The sequence below is a fragment of the Streptomyces sp. NPDC056222 genome, assembly GCF_042264065.1.
Taxonomy (GTDB): Bacteria; Actinomycetota; Actinomycetes; order Streptomycetales; family Streptomycetaceae; genus Streptomyces.
This window is the reverse complement of the sequence record NZ_JBHJTL010000132.1, coordinates 1-18,131: the sequence shown is the minus strand read 5'-3', so window position 1 is coordinate 18,131 and position 18,131 is coordinate 1. Positions and strand designations below refer to the sequence as shown.

Genomic DNA, 18,131 nt, shown 5'->3' with positions numbered 1-18,131 from the left:
ACCCCCCAACACTCTATACTGGGGGTTTTGGGGGGTTGTTTTTTTTTTTTATCTCCGGGCGCGGGCCGGGGGTTCCCGCGGGGGCCCCCCCCCCCCTGCGGAACGCCTGCCCTCAGGGTGCGTCAGGCCGCCCCGTCACACGCCTGCGCCCGCAGCGCCCTCGCCAGGTCGTCCCGCGACTCGAGGACCAGCCGGCGCAGCGCGGGCGCCGCGTCATCGTGCGCGGACAGCCACGCGTCCGTCGCCGTGAGCGTGGACTCGTCGTCCTGGAGGCCGGGGAACAGCCCCCGGACCACGTCCATGCCGATCTGGATCGACCGCTCGGCCCACACCCGCTCGATCACGGCGAAGTACTTCTCCGCGTACGGCGCGATCAGCTCCCGCTGCGAGGGCTGTGCGAAGCCCGCGATCGTCGCCTCCACCAGCGCGTTCGACAACGTGTCCGACTCGACCACCTGGGCCCACGCCTGCGCCTTGACCGCCGCCGAGGGCCGCGCCGCCAGACAGCGCACCTGGTGGCGCTTGCCGGTCGCCGTGTCGTCGAGGGCGAGCTCCTCGCCGATCCGGGTCTCGTCCGCCCGGCCGTGCGTGGCCAGCGGCTCCAGGAACGACCAGCGCAGCTCCTGGTCGACCTCGAGGCCGTCGATCCTCGCCGTACCGTCGAGCAGACCTTCCAGGAGCTGGAAGTCCGCGTCCGAGGCGGCCGCGGCCGCGAAGAAGCGCGCCCAGGTCAGCTGGTGCTCGCTGCCCGGCTCGGCAACGCGCAGCTCGCGCAGCCCACCCTCGGCGAGCAGCCGGCCGCCCTCCGCACGCCACTCGGGCGCCGCGTAGTGCGTGACCGCCGAGCGCGCCCAGGCATGCACCATCTGGAGCACGCCGATGTCCGTCTCACGGCCGGCGAACTCCAGCGCCACCGCGACGAAGTCCCGGGCCGGCATCAGACCGTCCCGCGTCAGGTTCCACAGCGCCGACCAGCACAGGGCGCGGGCCAAGGGGTCGGTGATGTCGCCGAGGTGCGCCCGCAGCGTGGCCAGCGAGCCCTCGTCGAAACGGATCTTGCAGTAGGTCAGGTCGTCGTCGTTGACGAGCACCAGGTCGGGCCGCTCCTCGCCCGCCAGCTCGGCGACGACGGTCCGCGCCCCGGTGATGTCCGCCTCCGCACGCGCGTAGCGGACCAGCTCGCCCTCGGGCGACAGCCGGTACAGACCCACGGCCGCCCGGTGCGGACGAAGCTCGTCGCCCTCCTGGACGACGGCCAGCTCCGTGACGCGTCCCTCCGCGTCGTACGTGACGACCGGCGTCAGCGTGTTGACGCCCGAGGTCTGCAGCCAGGCCCGCGACCACGCCTTCATGTCGCGCCCGGAGGTCTCCTCCAGGACCGACAGCAGATCGGCGAGACGGGTGTTCCCGTACGCGTGCCGCTTGAAGTAGCGGCGCGCGCCCTCGAGGAACGCGTCCCGGCCCGCGTACGCCACCAGCTGCTTCAGGACCGAGGCGCCCTTGGCGTACGTGATGCCGTCGAAGTTCAGCTTGGCGTCCTCCAGGTCATGGATGTCGGCCGTGATCGGGTGCGTGGACGGCAGCTGGTCGGCGCGGTACGCCCACGACTTGCGGTTGTTGGCGAAGGTCACCCAGCTGTTGGTGAAGCGGGTCGCCTCCGCGAGCGAGAACGAGCCCATGAAGTCGGCGAAGGACTCCTTCAGCCACAGGTCGTCCCACCACACCATGGTGACCAGGTCGCCGAACCACATGTGCGCCATCTCGTGCAGGATGACGTTCGCCCGGCGCTCGTACGCCGCCTGCGTCACCTTGCCGCGGTAGATGTACTCCTCGCGGAAGGTCACCATGCCCGGGTTCTCCATCGCGCCGAGGTTGTACTCGGGGACGAAGGCCTGGTCGTACTTTCCGAAGGGGTACGGATAGTCGAAGTTGTCGTGGAAGAAGTCGAAGCCCTGCTTGGTGATCAGGAAGACGTCGTCCGCGTCGAAGTGCTTGGCGAGCCCCTTGCGGCACATCGCGCCGAGCGGGATCTCGATGTCCCCGCGCTGGTACGTGTCCGTGACGTAGTGGTACGGCCCGGCCACGACGCAGGTGATGTACGTGGAGATCGCTGCCGTCTCGGCGAACCGCCACACCCCCTCGCCGTCCTGCTCGCCCACGCCGTTCGACCAGACGGTCCAGCCCTCGGGCGCGGTCACCTCGAAGCGGTACGGGGCCTTGAGGTCGGGCTGCTCGAAATTGGCGAAGACCCGACGGGCGTCGGCCGGCTCGTACTGCGTGTAGAGGTAGACCTCGCCGTCCTCCGGGTCGACGAAACGGTGCATGCCCTCGCCGGTCCGGCTGTAGGCGCACTGCGCGTCCACCACCAGAACATTCTCGTCGGCGAGGCCGTCCAGCGCGATCCGCGCACCGTCGAAGACGACGGCCGGGTCGAGCGCGCGCCCGTTCAGCTCGACGGAGGTCACGGCCGGGGCGATCAGGTCCACGAAGGTGGCGGAGCCCGCGCCGGTACGGCGGAAGCGGATCGTCGTCACCGAGCGGAAGGTGCGCAGCTCTTCTCCGGACTCGCCGACCGCCGACCGCAGATCGAGGGCGACCTCGTACCCGTCGACGGACAGCAGCGCGGCCCGCTCGCGGGCCTCGTCGCGGGACAGATTCTCACCGGGCACGGTCACTCCTTCGTGGCGCCTTCGAAACAGCACCGATCCTCCCATGTGCCACTGACGGACGGCACTCGGGGAATGTCTCCGCCGACCGGCGGTGTTGCCCCGTCTGGCGCATAGACAGCCGTCCCTGAGGAGTGACATGCCCGAGAACAGGACCACCGCCGACTTCTGGTTCGATCCGCTGTGCCCGTGGGCCTGGATGACCTCCCGCTGGATGCTGGAGGTCGAGAAGGTGCGCCCGGTCGACGTGCGCTGGAAGGTCATGAGCCTGGCCGTCCTCAACGAGAACAAGCTCGACGAGGTCTCCCCCGAGTACCGGGAGATGCTGGAGACCAAGGCCTGGGGCCCGGTCCGTGTGGTCGTGGCGGCCCAGCAGCTGCACGGCGAGGAGGTCGTCGGCAAGCTCTACACCGCGCTCGGCACCCGCTTCCACAACAACGGCGAGGGCCCCACGCGCGAGGCGATCTCGGCGGCCCTCGCGGACGTCGGCCTGCCGGCCGAGCTGGTGGACTACGCGGACAAGGACATCTACGACACCGAGCTGCGCGCCTCCCACAAGGAGGGCATCGACAAGGTCGGCCAGGACGTCGGCACGCCGGTCATCTCCGTCCCGGACGCGGACGGCGAGCAGGTCGCCTTCTTCGGCCCGGTCGTGACGCCGACCCCGCGCGGCGAGGCGGCGGCCCGGCTGTGGGACGGCACCCTGCTCGTGGCCTCGACGCCCGGCTTCTACGAGATCAAGCGCACCCGGACGGCGGCGCCGAGCTTCGAGTAGGACCCCTGCCCGGCCATGGAAGAACCCCCGTGATTCACGTCATCACGGGGGTTCTTCTTTCATCCGCCCGCAGGTGAAGGTTGAGAAGACGATCACGAGCAGGACGAGCGGGGGCCGATCAGAAGGAGATCAGCGGGACGGAGGTCCTGGCCGCCTGGTAGCGCTTGTTCACGTCCTGCCAGTTGACGACCTGCCACATGGCCTCGATGAAGTCCACCTTCTGGTTCTTGTACTGCAGGTAGAAGGCGTGCTCCCAGGCGTCGAAGACCAGCACCGGGATCGAGCCCTGGCCGACGTTGCCCTGGTGGTCGTAGACCTGCTCGACGATCAGCCGACCGCTGATCGGCTCGTACGCGAGGACACCCCAGCCGGAGCCCTGGGTGGTCGCGGAGGCCTTGGTCAGCTGGGACTTGAACTTGGCGAAGGAGCCGAAGGACTCGGTGATCGCGTCGGCGAGCTCACCGACACCGTCGGCCGCGAGCGGCTCGCCGCCGCCACCGTCCTTCGGACTGTCCATGTTGTTCCAGTAGATGCTGTGGAGGATGTGGCCGGAGAGGTGGAACGCGAGGTTCTTCTCCAGGCCGTTGATCGCGCCCCACTGCTCCTTGTCGCGCGCCTCTTCCAGCTGCTCCAGGGTGTCGTTCGCACCCTTGACGTAGGCGGCGTGGTGCTTGTCGTGGTGCAGCTCGATGATCTGCGGATTGATCACCGGCTCCAGCGCCGCGTAGTCGTACGGCAGTTCCGGAAGGGTGTAGATCGCCATGTGCCGAGCCTCTCGCTGCTGGTCCTTATTGCAATCTATATGCAGGTGCAGGCTAACAGCAGTAGTGCCCCGAAGTTGATCAGCCCTTGGGCCTAGGACTCGTGGCGCGGCACCCGGAAAGCACGGAACCCCCGGACCGACAGGTCCGGGGGTTCTCGTACGTCCATGCCGTGGTCAGGCGTCCTGCGACACCGGACCGCGCACCTTCTGAAGGATGAAGCCGACCACCGCGAGCAGCACCGTGAGGGCGCCCGTCCAGTACAGCTGGTCCCGGGTGCCCTCCTCGCGGGCCATCAGGAAGAAGATCGCGGCCATGCCGCCCAGCGCCACCCAGGTCAGCACCGGGAACGCCCACATCTTCACGACCAGCTTCTCGGGCGCCTCGCGCTCGGTCCGGCGGCGCAGCAGCAGCTGCGAGACGGCGATGAAGAACCAGACGACGAGGATGATGGCGCCGATGGTGTTCAGGAGCCACATGAAGATGTCGTTCGGCCGCCAGTAGCTCAGCAGCACGCAGAGGAAGCCGAAGACGGAGGAGACGAGCACCGCGGGTCGCGGCACGCCGCCGAACGTACGGCCCAGCGCCTTCGGGCCCTGGCCGCGGGCGACCAGCGAGGTGGCCATCCGGGAGGCGCCGTAGATGTTGGCGTTCATGGCCGACAGCAGGGCGACCAGCACGACCACGTTCATGATCTGGCCGGCGGCCGGGATGCCCAGGTGGTCCAGGGTGGCGACGTACGGACCCTTCTCGACGACGGCCTTGTCGCCCCACGGGACCAGGGTCACGATGACGGCCATCGAGCCGATGTAGAAGAGCGCGATGCGCCACATCGCCGTACGGACGGCCTTGGCGACGCCCTGGACGGGGTGCTCGGACTCGGCCGCGGCGATGGTGACGGTCTCCAGACCGCCGTACGCGAACACCGAGGCGAGCAGTCCGACGATCAGCCCCTCGGAGCCGTTGGGGAAGAACCCGCCGTCACCGGTGAGGTTCGTGGTGCCGGGCGCGTCCGTGCCGGGCAGCACGCCCACGATGGCGAGCACGCCGATGCCCAGGAAGAGGACGATCGCGCCGACCTTGAGCGCGGCGAACCAGAACTCGAACTCGCCGAAGTTCTTCACCGCCGCCAGGTTGGTGCCGCAGAACACCAGCATGAAGAGGGCCACCCAGGCCCACTCCGGGGTACCCGGGAACCAGCCGGTCATGATCTTCGCCGCGCCGATGCCCTCCAGGCCGACGGCCACGCAGAGCAGGAACCAGAACGCCCAGCCCGCGGTGAAGCCCGCCCACGGGCCGATCGCACGCTCGGCGTGGACGGAGAACGAACCGGAGGCCGGGTTCGCCGCCGACATCTCGCCGAGCATCCGCATGACGAGCATGACGAGCAGTCCGGAGATGGCATAGGCGACCACGATCGAGGGACCGGCGGCGGCGATACCGGCTCCGGAGCCGACGAAGAGGCCGGCGCCGATGACGCCACCGAGGGCGATCATCGAGAGATGGCGCTGCTTGAGGCCGTGCGTGAGTCCCTGTGAGGGGGGTGCCTGATCGTCCTTGAGGTCGACGGGCTCGGGCGCGGTGGTCCGTGACATGGGCCGCCCTGTTCATTGGCTGAGACGGGGGAACGGCCCACAGTCTGGGTGGGTGCCCCGCTCACAGGGAACAGATGTCCGCTATACGGGCACGATCTTCACACAAAGTGAAGGATCATGACCGAGCCGTACGTAGCTCCCGCAGCCACGCCACCAGCAGGACGGCCCCGGTGGCCCCGGCCGACCACAGCACCTGCGGCCGCGCCGCGTCGTCGGTGAGCATCAGCATCAGGACCGCCGCCATCGCGGCCAGCGCCGTCCAGGTCAGCCACGGGAAGCCCCACATCTTCAGCATCAGGGTCTCCGGCGCCTCGCGCTCGATCCGGCGGCGCAGCTTCAGCTGGGAGACCGCGATCAGGGCCCAGACGAAGAGAAGCACGGCGCCGACCGCGTTGAGCATGTAGAGGAAGACCGAATCCGGCCACTTCAGATTCAGCAGTACGGAGACGAAGCCGAAGGCCACCGACGCGAGCACCGCCCGGCGCGGCACGCCTCCGCCCGAGACCTTCAGCAGCCCCTTGGGCGCTTCGCCGCGTTCGGCGAGCGAGAAGATCATCCGTGAGGAGCCGTAGAGGTTGGCGTTGAGCGCCGAGAGCAGTGCCACGAAGACCACGACGTTCATGATCTGGCCGGCCGACGGCACCCCGATGGAGTCGAGCACGGCGACGTACGGCGACTGGCCCGGCACCATGGAGCTCCAGGGCAGCAGCGTCACGATGACCAGCATCGAGCCGACGTAGAACAGCAGGATCCGCCACACGGCGCTCCGTACCGCCCGCGCCACGTTGCGCGCCGGGTCGTCCGACTCGGCGGCGGCGATCGTCACGACCTCCAGGCCGCCGAAGGCGAAGACCACGGCGAGCACTCCGGAGACCACGCCCTCCCAGCCGTTGGGCAGGAAACCGCCCTGGCCGGTCAGATTGGCCATCCCCACCGGATCCGTGTCCGGCAGCAAGCCGACGATCGCCAGAGTCCCCAGGATCAGGAAGAGGACGATCGCGCCGACCTTGAGCGCGGCGAACCAGAACTCGAACTCGCCGAAGTTCTTCACCGCCGCGAGGTTGGCGACGGTGAACACGATCATGAAGATCAGGACCCAGCCCCACTGCGGGACTCCCGGCACCCAGTCGTGCGCGATCCGCGCCGCGCCCGTCGCCTCCACGGCCAGCACGACGACCAGCAGGAACCAGTACAGCCAGCCCACCGAGAAGCCCGCCCAGCGGCCGAGTGCCCGCTCGGCGTGGACGGAGAAGGCGCCCGAGGCCGGCATGGCCGCCGACATCTCGCCGAGCATCCGCATGACCAGCATCGCGAGCGTGCCCGCGATCAGATACGACAGGACGATGCCGGGCCCGGCGACCGCGATGCCCGCGCCCGAGCCGACGAAGAGCCCGGCCCCGATCACTCCGCCGAGCCCGAGCATCGTCAGATGACGCTGCTTCAGGCCGTGGGAGAGCGGCTCCGGTTCGGGGGCGAGGGGGGCCGCGGCGGCAGGCGGTGCGTCGTGCATGAGGGGCTCGTGCCTTCGGGAAGCGTCTTGGAGCGTTTATGGAGAACCCACAGTCTCGCTGGTGGGCGGCCCCTGGCGCAAAAAGGACCTCTGTCCAGCTCTGCCACGTGACAAGCGTCACGTGGCGTCAGGCGGCGATCCCGCTCTTTGTCCGATCTCCACGAAGGGCTCAACCTCCCCTTTGTGGGCGACTGATGGTGATCGAGCGTTCACTCCTCGACTACGGTCGATCCGTCCCCGTACACCCTCACCCCGCGGAGTACCCGATGAGCACCGCCGTCGCCCCTGTCCGTTCCCTCCGCTCCGGGACGGTTCTCGCCGACCTGCTGCCGTCCAGCCGCGCCCGTGACATCGCGCTCGTCGTCGGCGGCGCCGCCCTCACCGGCATCGCCGCGCAGCTCGCCCTCCCGGTCCCCGGCTCCCCGGTCCCGGTCTCCGGCCAGACCTTCGCGGCCCTCCTGGTCGGCACCGCGCTCGGCGCCCGCCGCGGCTTCCTCTCCCTGGCGCTGTACACGCTCGTCGGCATGGCGGGTGTGCCGTGGTTCGCGCAGGCGTCCTCGGGCCGGGCGATGCCGTCCTTCGGCTATGTCCTCGGCATGCTGCTCGCCACCACCGTCGTCGGTGCCCTCGCGCGCCGCGGAGCCGACCGCTCCGTGCTCCGCACCGCGGGCACGATGGTGCTCGGCTCCGTGATCATCTACGCGGTCGGCGTGCCGTACCTGGCCCTCGCCACCGGCATGTCCTTCCCGCAGGCTGTCGCCGCCGGTCTGACCCCGTTCCTGATCGGCGACGCGCTCAAGGCCGCGCTGGCGATGGGCGTGCTGCCGGCCACGTGGAAGCTCGTCGGCCGCAAGGGCTGACGCGGCCGGTTCCATCCGAAGAGGTTCGCCGGGTCGAGTTCGACTTCGACCGGGCGGGCCTCTTCCGCGTTTCCGCGTCGTACGGCCCGCCGTCCGTTCCCCGTCCCCGAGGGCGAAGTCGTACGGGCGGCAGCGGCGACGGACATGGAAAGGCTCTCCGTTCCCGAGGTGATCGGTGTACGGAGAGCCTTCCGTGCATGCCTGACAGCGTCCGCCAGGCAGGGAATCAGGCGTCGATCTCGTCCCGCGTGGCCTTCTTGAAGCGGTCCTTGACCAGCGCCACGGCCAGCACCAGGCCGGCCACCAGCAGGGACAGCACGACCTGCTCACGCGCGCTGCCGCCGTCGTAGATCATGTAGCCGAGGACGAAGACGATCATCGCGATGGTCGCCCAGGTCAGGTACGGGAAGAGCCACATCTTCACGACCAGCTTCTCGGGCGTCTCGCGCAGGATGATCCCGCGCATCCGCAGCTGGGTCACACAGATGACCAGCCAGACGAAGAGCGCGACCGCGCCGGACGAGTTCAGCAGGAACGCGAAGACGGTGTCGGGCCACTGGTAGTTGAAGAAGACCGCGACGAAGCCGAAGACGACGGACGAGAGGATCGCGGCCGTCGGCACGCCCCGCTTGTTGGTCTTGGCGAACGCCTTCGGCGCGTCGCCGCGCTGGCCGAGCGAGAAGGCCATGCGGGAAGCGGTGTAGAGACCCGAGTTCAGGCAGGAGAGGACGGCCGTGAGCACGATCACGTTCATGACCTGGCCGGCGTGCGGGATGCCGATGGAGTCGAGGGCGGCGACGTACGAGCCCTTCTCGACGATCGACTTGTCGTTCCACGGCAGCAGGGTCAGGACGACGAAGATCGAGCCCAGGTAGAAGACGCCGATCCGCCAGATCACGCTGTTGGTGGCCTTGGTGACGGCCTTCTGCGGGTCCTCGGACTCGCCGGCGGCGAGGGTGACGATCTCGCTGCCCATGAAGGAGAAGACGACCATCAGCACACCGGTGAGGATCGCGCCCGCGCCCATCGGGAAGAAGCCCCCGGCGTCGGAGAGGTGCGCGAAGCCCGCGCCCGGGTTGTCCGAGCCCGGCAGCACGCCGAAGACGGCGAGGAAGCCGACGACGACGAACGCGGCGATCGCGACGACCTTGATGCCGGCGAACCAGAACTCGAACTCACCGTACGAGGAGACGGAGGCGAGGTTCGTCGCGGTCAGCACGACCATGACGATGAGCGCCCAGGCCCACTGCGGCACGGCCGGGATCCAGCTCTCCAGGATCACCGCGCCCGCGGTCGCCTCGACGGCGAGCACCACGACCCAGAAGAACCAGTACAGCCAGCCGATGGTGAAGCCGGCCCAGCGGCCCAGCGCCTGGTCGGCGTAGGCGGAGAAGGAGCCGGACGACGGGCGGGCGGCCGCCATCTCGCCGAGCATCCGCATCACGAAGACGACCATGGCGCCGACGAGCGCGTAGGAGAGAAGGATCGCGGGACCCGCCGCGGCGATGCCGGAGCCGGAGCCGACGAACAGGCCGGCGCCGATGACGCCACCGATGGCGATCATCGAGAGGTGGCGGTTCTTGAGACCGGCCTTGAGTCCGTCGGACTGCTGGGAATCACCGGTGCTACCGGTGGTCCCGCCTTCCTTCGTAAGGGTCGGCTGCGTGTTCATGAACGCTTTCCTTCGTGTGGGGGGCGCTCGGGTCGCGAGCCCGAGCATTCAACACCGGGGGACGGGGTGATCGGAAGAGGCGATTCCGATTCGTTGTGTAAGGGCCGAAGGTCCGCATCGACGCGGACCGAGGCCCCGACCCCGCTGACCGCTACCCAGGCCCCGCCGTGCCACACTCGGACCCATGCGCGTGTACCTCGGCTCCGACCATGCCGGCTTCGAACTCAAGAACCACCTCGTCGAGTGGCTGAAGGCCCATGGCCACGAGCCCGTCGACTGTGGTCCCCACATCTACGACGCCCTGGACGACTACCCGCCGTTCTGCCTGCGCGCCGCCGAGAAGACGGCCGCGGACCCGGACAGCCTGGGCATCGTCATCGGCGGCTCCGGCAACGGCGAGCAGATCGCCGCGAACAAGGTGAAGGGGGTGCGCGCCGCCCTCGCCTGGAGCGAGCAGACCGCCGCCCTCGGCCGCGAGCACAACAACGCCAACGTCGTCTCCATCGGCGGCCGGATGCACACCCAGGAAGAGGCGACGAAGTTCGTCGAGATCTTCCTGAGCACCCCGTACTCCGGTGACGAGCGTCACACCCGCCGGATCGACATGCTCTCCGCGTACGAGACGACCGGCGAACTCCCCGCGATCCCGGCCCACCACCCGCAGGAGCCGACCGCCTGATGCCCGAGGGGCACACGATCCACCGACTGGCCGCCGACTACCGGGAACGGTTCGGCGGCCGGTCCGTGCGGGTGACCAGCCCGCAGGGCAAGTTCAGCGACTCGGCGGCGCTGCTCGACGGCGCGGTCCTGGACTCCACCGAGGCCCACGGCAAGCACCTCTTCCTCGGCTTCCCCGGTGAGGAGTGGGTCCACATCCACCTGGGCCTCTTCGGCAAGGTGAACTTCGGTGACGCCCCGGCCCCGCCGCCCACGGACACCGTGCGGCTGCGGCTCGCCGACCCCGAGGCGTACGTCGACCTGCGCGGGCCCACCACGTGCGCCCTGATCACGGACGCCGAGAAGGGCGCGATACACGACCGCCTGGGCCCGGACCCGCTCCGGGAGGGCGACGACCCCGCCAAGGCGTGGAACCGGATCTCCAGGTCCCGCACCACGATCGCGGCCCTGCTCATGGACCAGAAGATCATCGCGGGCGTCGGGAACGTGTACCGCGCGGAGGTCCTGTTCCGGCACGGCATCGACCCGTACCGGGCGGGCAAGGATCTGACGCGCCGTGAATGGAGCGCGATCTGGACCGACCTCGTGGAACTGATGCGCGAGGGCGTCCGCCTGAACCGCATCGACACGGTCCGCCCCGAGCACACCCCCGAGGCGATGGGCCGCCCGCCCCGCGTGGACGACCACGGCGGCGAGGTCTACGTCTACCGCCGCGCCCTCCAGCCCTGCCACATCTGCGGCACGGAGATCCGCACGGCGGACCTGTCGGCCCGCAACCTCTTCTGGTGCCCGGGATGCCAGACGCGCTGACCCGCGGAGGACCACCCACCGCACCACGGGGCCGGTGCTAGGGGGTGTCCTGCCGATCAGGCCGGGCTCGCGACGCCCCCTAGAACCCGTGCGGCAACCACGGCGCCACGGACGGCCCGAAGGCGAGGGACGCCTCCACGAGGGCCCCGTCGCGAAGCTCCCGCACCCGCCCGGCCGCGGCCAGCGACGTCAACCTCACGCCACCCAGATACGCCGCCCCCAACTCCCGTACGGACAACGCAAGATCCGCCGGATCCTCCGTCCGGACGCACACCGCCCCCTCCGGGCCCCCGGTCAACCGCCACCGCCCCTCGTTCCAGGGACAGAACGCGTCGGCGACCTCGAACACCACATCCACCCCCACCTGATACGTCCGCGCGGCCAACGCCGCGCCCACGTCCACCAGACGCAGATGCAGCGAGTCCCGCGTCCGCGGCGCGCAGCGCCGGATGTCGCTCACCAGGTGCCGCCACGCGTCGTCCACCGGCCGGCTGTGGACCGTCACCGAGGACGTCAGGTCGATCGAGCAGAGGAACCGCCACAGCGCCGCCTCCGCCGCCGGATCCAGCGCCCCCAGATCCTTCAGCAGCACACTGCCGTCGGGCCCGCTCTGGGACCACTCCGGCTTGATCGCGTACAGCGCGTACCCGACGACCTCCCCGTCCCGCTCCGCCAGCACGCACTGCTTCGGCGAGGCCCCGCCCCGCTCGCTCTCCGGGTCGAGCAGCGGCAGCCGCTCCCACCCCGGCCTGCGGGCCAGCATTCCGGGCCGGCGCGGCACCAGCCGCGCGTAGACCGCCTCGCACGCCGCGGACGCCTTCGCCGGATCGGCCTGCCGCAGCACCACCTCGTCCGTACCCTCCGGCACGGTGATCCGCACCCGGGTCGTGTCGATCTCCGCCCGCGTCTGATAGGTGGCGATGCCGTAGCCGAAGCGCCCGTAGATCTCCGGCTCCGAGGCCGTCAGCGCGGCCAGCGGCTCTCCCCACGCCCGTACGTCGTCGAGCTGACGCCGCATCATCGAGCTGAGGATCCCGCGCCGCCGGTGCGTCGCGGCCACGCTCACCATCGTGACGCCCGCCGTCGGCACGAGCGCGCCACCCGGTACGGACATCCGGAACGTGAACGCGCCCGCGGTGCCGACACAACTCTCGCCGTCCCAGACGCCGAGCGAGCGATCGAATTCGGTCAAGTCCCGCCAGAGCTGCCGTTCCTCCGGAGCCTCCGCGACGCCCCCGAAGGCGAGGACCAGGTTCTCGTACCACTCGTCCCACTCGGCCGGGTCCAGCACGCGCAGTTCAGTCGTCATATGCCATCGATATCAGCGCCCACCGGCCCGACGCGACCCGATTTCACGTGCAATGTCTCAGGGGTCCCCCTGCGCGAGGTCCGACCGGGTGGATAGGGTCCAGGCCAATGAGAAGTCGCGTGGGTGTCGCCTCGTACTCGGCCCGGATGCGCAGGAGCGCACACCGGGTCCGCATCGCCCTGCGCAAGTCCGGCGTCGACTACTTCCGGGGCGAGGGCTCCGACTGGGTCGCGTTCGCCGGGCTGCTGCTGACCATCCCGGCGATCACCGTCGGCACCCTCGCCGATCCCGTGTGGTGCGCGCCCGCCGCGCTCGTCCTGCCGATCGTCGCGGGGGGACTGCTGCTGCGCCCCGCGAGCCTGCTCGCGCTGTACGCGGCGGCCGCCGGGGCCCTGATCGTCGAGTCGGTCGTACTCGGCCCGTACACGCAGGGCCCGGCGCGGGTCACGCCCGGAACCGTCCTCGTGGTCGCGGCCTGTGGACTCTTCGGGCTGCTCATCGCCCAGTTCAGGGCTCGGGTCGGCGTGCCCTGGCGCCGCGGCGGCACCATGCTCTTCGACCTGCGCGAACGCATCCGGGCCCAGAGTGCCCTCCCACGGCTCCCCAAGGGCTGGCACCGCGAGATGGCGCTGCGCCCGGCGGGCGGCCAGTCGTTCTCCGGCGACTTCGTCGTCGCGGCCCGCACGCACGGCGGACGGACCCTGGAGGTCCTGCTGACGGACGTCTCCGGCAAGGGCATGGACGCCGGATCGCGCGCCCTGCTGCTGTCCGGGGCCTTCGGCGGACTGCTCGGCTCGCTGCCGCCGCACGGCTTCCTTCCGGCCGCCAACGGCTATCTCCTGCGTCAGGACTGGGAGGAGGGCTTCGCCACCTCGATCCACCTGGTCCTCGACCTGGAGTCGGGGGACTACGAACTCCTCTCCGCCGGCCACCTTCCCGCGCTCCAGCTCCACGCGGGCACCGGTCGCTGGGAGGAGAAGTCGGGGGAGGGCCCCCTCCTCGGCGTCTACGACGGCGCCGAGTTCCACCCGGTCAAGGGCTCGCTCCGGCCCGGCGACGTCCTGATGCTCTTCACCGACGGCCTCGTCGAGGCGGCCGACCGGGACATCGCCGAGGGCATCGACCGCCTCACCGGCGAGGCCGACCGCTATGTCGCCTCGGGCTTCGAGGGCGCGGCCTGGCACCTCATCGAGGCCTGCGCGAAGGACGTCAACGACGACCGCGCCCTGCTGCTCATCAGCCGCCAGACCTGAGATCCCCAGGAGCGGGGTGGGGCTTTCCCCACCCTTGTTCGACCGGCAGCCGCCATAGTCCCTGACCTGCTCTGATCCGTACGTTCGAGACATCGTCACGAACCCACGGAGGAACGACCATGGCCCTGCGCCGCGCCAAGCGCCACGAGCACCCCACCCCGCCGAACGGCGCCGCCGTCGAGCTGTCCGGAGTGCGGCGCCAGTACGGCCGGGGCGCGGGCGCCGTCCACGCGCTGCGCGGCATCGACCTCGTCCTGCCCCGCGGGAGCTTCACCGCCGTCATGGGCCCCTCCGGCTCCGGTAAGTCCACGTTCCTGCAGTGCGCGGCGGGCCTCGACCGTCCCACTGCAGGCTCGGTACGCCTCGGCGGCACCGAGATCGGCGGAATGAGCGAGAACCGGCTCACCGAACTGCGCCGCAGCCGACTCGGGTTCGTCTTCCAGGCGTTCAACCTGCTGCCCTCACTGACCGTCGAACAGAACGTCCTGCTGCCGATGCGACTGGCCGGACAGCGCCCCGACCGGCACCGGGCGGCCGAGGTCCTCACCCAGGTCGGCCTCGGCGACAAGGGCGGACGCCGCCCCTCCGAACTCTCCGGCGGCCAGCAGCAGCGTGTGGCCATCGCCCGCGCCCTGGTCACCCGGCCCGACGTCGTCTTCGCCGACGAACCGACCGGCGCCCTCGACACCACGACCGCCGCCGAGGTCCTCGGCCTGCTCCGCGGCGCCGTCGACTCTGCCCCTCGCTTCGCCGGGGATGCCCCTATGGGCGCGACGGTCGTCATGGTCACCCACGACCCGGTCGCCGCCGCCTACGCGGACCGCGTCCTCTTCCTCGCCGACGGGGCCATCGCCGACACCCTGCCCCGGTCGAGCCCCGAGCGGATCGCCGACCGCATGCGCGCCCTCACCGCCCCCGCGTACGCCGGGGCGGCAGCCTGATGAGCATCCTCCGGCCCAACGGCCTCGCCCGCGCCTCCGTCCGTTTCAAGCCTTCCTCCTTCGTCGGCACCTTCGTCGCGCTGCTCCTCGCCGCCGCCGTCGTCGCCGGCTGCGGTCTCCTTCTCCAGACCGGCCTGACCGCCACCGTCCCGTCCGACCGGTACGCCGGCGCGCCGGTCGTCGCCGCGGCCGACCAGGAGGTCCACCGGACGGTGACTGTCGGCGGCGAGAAGGAGGTGGAGTCGGCCGCCGTCCCGGACCGCGCCCGGCTCGACGCCTCCCTCGTCCGCGAGGCAGCCGATGCCCCGGGCGCCGCCCGCGCCATCGGCGACGTCACCTTCCCCGTCCATACGGAGAAGGCGTCGCTCTCCGCCCACGGCTGGTCCTCCACCGCCTTCACCCCGGTGACGCTCACCTCGGGCACCGCCCCCGGCCCGGACGAGGCCGTCGTCGCCGCCGGGACCGCCCACGTCGGCGACCGGATCACCCTCCGGACCCCGGCGGGCGAGCGCGGGTTCACGGTCTCGGGCGTCACCGCGTCCGCAGGCGTCTGGCTCTCCGACGCGCAGGCCCTCGCCTTCTCCGGCCACCCAGGCACGGTCGACGCCATCGCCGTACTGCCCACGCCGGGCACCACCCCCGGCGCCCTGGCCGCGCAGGTCGGCCACGTCCTCGGCGACCGGGCCCAGGTCCACACCGGGAACGACCGGGCGCTCGCCGAGGGGGCCGCGCTCCCCGCCGCCAAGGAACTGCTCACCGCGCTCGGCGGCTCCTTCGGCGGCACCGCCACCCTCGTCGCGATCTTCACCGCCGCCGGAACCGTCGCGCTCTCCGTCGGGCAGCGCGCCCGCGAGTTCGCCCTGCTCCGGGCCATCGGCGCGACCCCGCGCCAGATCCGCCGTTCCATCGCCACCGAGGCTCTCCTCGTGGCCCCCCTCGCGGGCGCTCTCGGCTGCCTGCCCGGCGCCGCCCTCGCCGTCTGGTGGCTCGGACAGCTGAAGGAGAAGGGCGCCGTCCCCGAGGCCGTCGCCCTCGACCTCGGTCCCATCCCGTTCGCCGCCGCGCTCCTCGCCGTCGTCGCCACCGCGCTCCTCGCCGGCCTTCTCGCCGCCCGCCGCCCCTCCCGGACCAAGCCGGGCCAGGCGCTCGCGGAGGCCGCCGTGGAGCGTCGCTCCACCGGCTGGATCCGTACGCCGCTGGGCCTCGCAGCCCTCGCCGGGGGAGCCGCCCTCGCGGGCGTCGCCGCCTCCCTGTCCGGCGAGGACGCGGCCAACACGGCCCTCGGCGTCGTCATGCTCTTCATGCTGGCCGTGGCGCTGCTCGGCCCGCTGCTCGCCCGGCTCTGCGCGAGCCTCGTCGGGCTGCCGCTGCGCGGCTCCGGCGCCTCCGGCTACCTCGCCGCCGCCAACTCCCGGACCAACGCGCGCAGGCTCGCCTCCGCCCTCACCCCGATCGTGCTCGCGATGGCCTTCTCCTCCACCCTCGTCTTCCTGCACACCAGCACCGACCGGGCAACCGCCGAACAGCAGCGTGCCGCCGTCGTCGCCGACCATGTCGTCACCGCACCGGCCGGGCTGCCCGCCGACGCCGCCGAGCGAGCCGGGCGCGCCCCGGGCGTCACCGCCGCGGTCGCGGTCCAGCGGACCTCGGTCCTGCTGCCGGACGGCGCCCAGGGTTTCCGTACCGCGTCGGCGCAGGCCGTCTCCGCCGACCCGTCCCGGGTCCTCGACCTCGGAGTACGTACGGGATCACTGGCCGCGCTCGCTCCCGGCACGGTCGCCGTGGACAGCCGGCTCGCCGACGCCGCGGACGTGGCGACGGGGGAGCGCCTCGCACTCCTGCTGCCCGACGGCTCCACCGCCGAACCGCGCGTCGTCGCCACCTACACCCGGGGGCTCGGCCTGGCCGAGATCACCCTGCCCGCCGCCGCCCTCACCGGCCATGTGACCTCCCCGTACGCCACCGAGCTCTTCGTCCGCGGCGGCACGGCGGCCGGCCTGACCGACCTGGGCACGGTCACCGGACCCGACGGCTGGACCTCCGCCCGGAGCACCGAGCGCGAGCTGAACGCCTGGGCCAACACCACGATGGCGGCCGTCCTCGGCGGCTTCGCCGCGATCGCCGCCGCCAACACCCTGGTGATGACCGTCCTCGACCGGCGCCGTGAGCTCGGCACCCTCCGTCTGATCGGCACGACCCGCCGCCAGGTCCTGCGCATGATCCGCTGGGAGGCGCTCCTGGTCACCCTGGCCGGCCTCGCCCTCGGCACCGGCATCGCCCTGGCCACCCTCGTTCCTATGACGAACGGCCTGACCGGCGAAGGCCCGTACATTCCACCGCTTCTCTACGGCACCCTCGCGGGCGCGGTCGTGGTCCTGGGCCTGATGTCCACGGCCCTCCCCGCCCGTGCCGCCCTGCGCAGCCGCTGACGCGGCCCGGCCCCGCCCCGTACAGTCGGCCCATGCCGCACCTCACCCTCACCCAGGTCGAGTCCCTCGCCGTCGCGGCCCACGAGGGCCAGACCGACAAGGCGGGTCGCCCCTACGCCGAACACCTGCGGGCGGTGGCCGAGGGGGTACGGGCGCGGGGCGGGAGCGAGGAACAGATCGCCGCCGCCTGGCTGCACGACTCCGTCGAGGACGACGCACTGTCGGCGGAGTGGCTGGATTCGGCCGAACTCCCGCGCGCGGTCAAGGACATGGTCCTCGCGCTCACCAAGCGACCGGGCGAGGAACTGGAGTCGTACACCCGCCGGATCCTCGCCGTCCCCGGCGCCCTCCTCGTCAAGGAAGCAGACCTCGCGCACAACGCGGACCCGGCCCGACTCGCGGTGCTCGACGAGCCGACGCGGGCCCGCCTGACCGTGAAGTACGCCACCGTACGAGGGCTGCTCGGGCTCACCGAGGGCTGACGAGATCTCGCGGGTTGGCTCGATTCCGGCGTCCACGATTCGTCACCCGGCGTCAGTGGGCAAGTAGTTGGTGGCACGATGGATGCAGCGGGGGTGTTCTGTGACGTGCGCTCCCGGGCGGCAAGGTGGGACCGACCGAGGGTGTGATCAGTTGTGGCCATTTCACTGTCTGTGGTGCTGCTGTTGGCGATCATCCTGGTGGTGCTGATCCGCGGCGGAAACCTCAAGGCCGGCCCGGCCGTGGTCGCGGTGCTCTTCGGCTTCTTCCTTGCCTCCACGGGCATGGCCGACGACATCCAGCGCTTCCTCGACTCGATAACGCAGACCGTGGGCTCCATCAAGTTCTGAAACGGACCAGAGGCCCCCGCCGACCCCGGCGGGGGCCTCTGG

General features: G+C 71.0%; 15 protein-coding genes. 9 read left to right on the top strand and 6 right to left on the bottom strand.

The window, feature by feature from the left end; genetic code table 11:
• Positions 1–122 precede the first annotated feature (122 nt).
• On the bottom strand, positions 123–2,669 hold the full coding sequence (gene pepN / locus ACFC0D_RS35690; RefSeq protein WP_376445447.1) for an aminopeptidase N: 2,547 nt from the start codon (positions 2,667–2,669) through the stop codon (positions 123–125).
• Between the two features lie 136 nt (positions 2,670–2,805).
• Between pepN and ACFC0D_RS35685 the strand changes: the two genes are divergently transcribed.
• On the top strand, positions 2,806–3,441 hold the full coding sequence (locus tag ACFC0D_RS35685) for a DsbA family protein (RefSeq protein WP_376445444.1): 636 nt from the start codon (positions 2,806–2,808) through the stop codon (positions 3,439–3,441).
• 118 nt (positions 3,442–3,559) lie between these two features.
• On the opposite strand, the gene ACFC0D_RS35680 is transcribed toward ACFC0D_RS35685, so the two are convergent.
• The 3 genes from ACFC0D_RS35680 to ACFC0D_RS35670 form a co-directional block, all read right to left on the bottom strand.
• On the bottom strand, positions 3,560–4,204 hold the full coding sequence (locus ACFC0D_RS35680; RefSeq protein WP_376445441.1) for a superoxide dismutase: 645 nt from the start codon (positions 4,202–4,204) through the stop codon (positions 3,560–3,562).
• Positions 4,205–4,378: 174 nt separating this feature from the next.
• Positions 4,379–5,797, bottom strand: coding sequence for an amino acid permease (locus ACFC0D_RS35675; protein ID WP_376445439.1), 1,419 nt, complete (start codon positions 5,795–5,797; stop codon positions 4,379–4,381).
• 115 nt (positions 5,798–5,912) lie between these two features.
• Positions 5,913–7,307: an amino acid permease gene (locus ACFC0D_RS35670; protein WP_376445436.1), complete on the bottom strand. Its 1,395-nt coding sequence runs from the start codon at positions 7,305–7,307 to the stop codon at positions 5,913–5,915.
• Positions 7,308–7,573: 266 nt separating this feature from the next.
• Here ACFC0D_RS35670 and ACFC0D_RS35665 point away from each other — a divergent pair, with 266 nt between their 5' ends.
• A complete protein-coding gene (locus tag ACFC0D_RS35665; protein ID WP_376445433.1) occupies positions 7,574–8,167 on the top strand; it encodes a biotin transporter BioY in 594 nt (197 codons plus the stop codon).
• Between the two features lie 226 nt (positions 8,168–8,393).
• On the opposite strand, the gene ACFC0D_RS35660 is transcribed toward ACFC0D_RS35665, so the two are convergent.
• The gene (locus tag ACFC0D_RS35660; protein WP_376445430.1) at positions 8,394–9,839 is read right to left on the bottom strand and encodes an amino acid permease; all 1,446 of its coding nucleotides are present in this window, start codon (positions 9,837–9,839) and stop codon (positions 8,394–8,396) included.
• Between the two features lie 184 nt (positions 9,840–10,023).
• Between ACFC0D_RS35660 and ACFC0D_RS35655 the strand changes: the two genes are divergently transcribed.
• Both ACFC0D_RS35655 and ACFC0D_RS35650 read left to right on the top strand, forming a co-directional pair.
• The gene (locus ACFC0D_RS35655; protein ID WP_329120558.1) at positions 10,024–10,518 is read left to right on the top strand and encodes a ribose-5-phosphate isomerase; all 495 of its coding nucleotides are present in this window, start codon (positions 10,024–10,026) and stop codon (positions 10,516–10,518) included.
• Positions 10,518–11,327, top strand: coding sequence for an Fpg/Nei family DNA glycosylase (locus ACFC0D_RS35650; protein WP_376445426.1), 810 nt, complete (start codon positions 10,518–10,520; stop codon positions 11,325–11,327). Before ACFC0D_RS35655 ends, ACFC0D_RS35650 begins: the two co-directional genes overlap by 1 nt.
• Positions 11,328–11,406: 79 nt before the next feature.
• Here the strand turns inward: ACFC0D_RS35650 and ACFC0D_RS35645 are convergent, their stop codons facing one another.
• On the bottom strand, positions 11,407–12,636 hold the full coding sequence (locus ACFC0D_RS35645) for a GNAT family N-acetyltransferase (protein WP_376445424.1): 1,230 nt from the start codon (positions 12,634–12,636) through the stop codon (positions 11,407–11,409).
• Between the two features lie 107 nt (positions 12,637–12,743).
• Here ACFC0D_RS35645 and ACFC0D_RS35640 point away from each other — a divergent pair, with 107 nt between their 5' ends.
• The 5 genes from ACFC0D_RS35640 (at position 12,744) to ACFC0D_RS35620 (ending at position 18,089) form a co-directional block, all read left to right on the top strand.
• A complete protein-coding gene (locus ACFC0D_RS35640; protein WP_376445421.1) occupies positions 12,744–13,889 on the top strand; it encodes a PP2C family protein-serine/threonine phosphatase in 1,146 nt (381 codons plus the stop codon).
• Between the two features lie 119 nt (positions 13,890–14,008).
• Positions 14,009–14,830 carry an ABC transporter ATP-binding protein gene (locus tag ACFC0D_RS35635; RefSeq protein ID WP_376445418.1) on the top strand — a complete coding sequence of 274 codons (822 nt, stop codon included), beginning with the start codon at positions 14,009–14,011 and terminating at the stop codon, positions 14,828–14,830.
• The gene (locus tag ACFC0D_RS35630; RefSeq protein ID WP_376445415.1) at positions 14,830–17,259 is read left to right on the top strand and encodes an ABC transporter permease; all 2,430 of its coding nucleotides are present in this window, start codon (positions 14,830–14,832) and stop codon (positions 17,257–17,259) included. The genes ACFC0D_RS35635 and ACFC0D_RS35630 overlap by 1 nt, the downstream gene beginning before the upstream one ends.
• A 32-nt stretch (positions 17,260–17,291) precedes the next feature.
• On the top strand, positions 17,292–17,741 hold the full coding sequence (locus ACFC0D_RS35625; RefSeq protein WP_376445413.1) for an HD domain-containing protein: 450 nt from the start codon (positions 17,292–17,294) through the stop codon (positions 17,739–17,741).
• 153 nt (positions 17,742–17,894) lie between these two features.
• Positions 17,895–18,089, top strand: coding sequence for a hypothetical protein (locus ACFC0D_RS35620; protein ID WP_046905580.1), 195 nt, complete (start codon positions 17,895–17,897; stop codon positions 18,087–18,089).
• Positions 18,090–18,131: the final 42 nt, after the last annotated feature.

Bases quoted from the DNA above. Each gene is read 5' to 3' on its own strand.
- ACFC0D_RS35670 (WP_376445436.1), bottom strand. From the start codon at position 7,307: ATGCACGACGCACCGCCTGCCGCCGCGGCCCCCCTCGCCCCCGAACCG.
- ACFC0D_RS35650 (WP_376445426.1), top strand. From the start codon at position 10,518: ATGCCCGAGGGGCACACGATCCACCGACTGGCCGCCGACTACCGGGAA.
- ACFC0D_RS35655 (WP_329120558.1), top strand. From the start codon at position 10,024: ATGCGCGTGTACCTCGGCTCCGACCATGCCGGCTTCGAACTCAAGAAC.
- ACFC0D_RS35685 (WP_376445444.1), top strand. From the start codon at position 2,806: ATGCCCGAGAACAGGACCACCGCCGACTTCTGGTTCGATCCGCTGTGC.
- ACFC0D_RS35665 (WP_376445433.1), top strand. From the start codon at position 7,574: ATGAGCACCGCCGTCGCCCCTGTCCGTTCCCTCCGCTCCGGGACGGTT.
- ACFC0D_RS35660 (WP_376445430.1), bottom strand. From the start codon at position 9,839: ATGAACACGCAGCCGACCCTTACGAAGGAAGGCGGGACCACCGGTAGC.
- ACFC0D_RS35680 (WP_376445441.1), bottom strand. From the start codon at position 4,204: ATGGCGATCTACACCCTTCCGGAACTGCCGTACGACTACGCGGCGCTG.
- ACFC0D_RS35640 (WP_376445421.1), top strand. From the start codon at position 12,744: ATGAGAAGTCGCGTGGGTGTCGCCTCGTACTCGGCCCGGATGCGCAGG.
- ACFC0D_RS35675 (WP_376445439.1), bottom strand. From the start codon at position 5,797: ATGTCACGGACCACCGCGCCCGAGCCCGTCGACCTCAAGGACGATCAG.
- ACFC0D_RS35630 (WP_376445415.1), top strand. From the start codon at position 14,830: ATGAGCATCCTCCGGCCCAACGGCCTCGCCCGCGCCTCCGTCCGTTTC.
- ACFC0D_RS35635 (WP_376445418.1), top strand. From the start codon at position 14,009: ATGGCCCTGCGCCGCGCCAAGCGCCACGAGCACCCCACCCCGCCGAAC.
- ACFC0D_RS35625 (WP_376445413.1), top strand. From the start codon at position 17,292: ATGCCGCACCTCACCCTCACCCAGGTCGAGTCCCTCGCCGTCGCGGCC.
- ACFC0D_RS35645 (WP_376445424.1), bottom strand. From the start codon at position 12,636: ATGACGACTGAACTGCGCGTGCTGGACCCGGCCGAGTGGGACGAGTGG.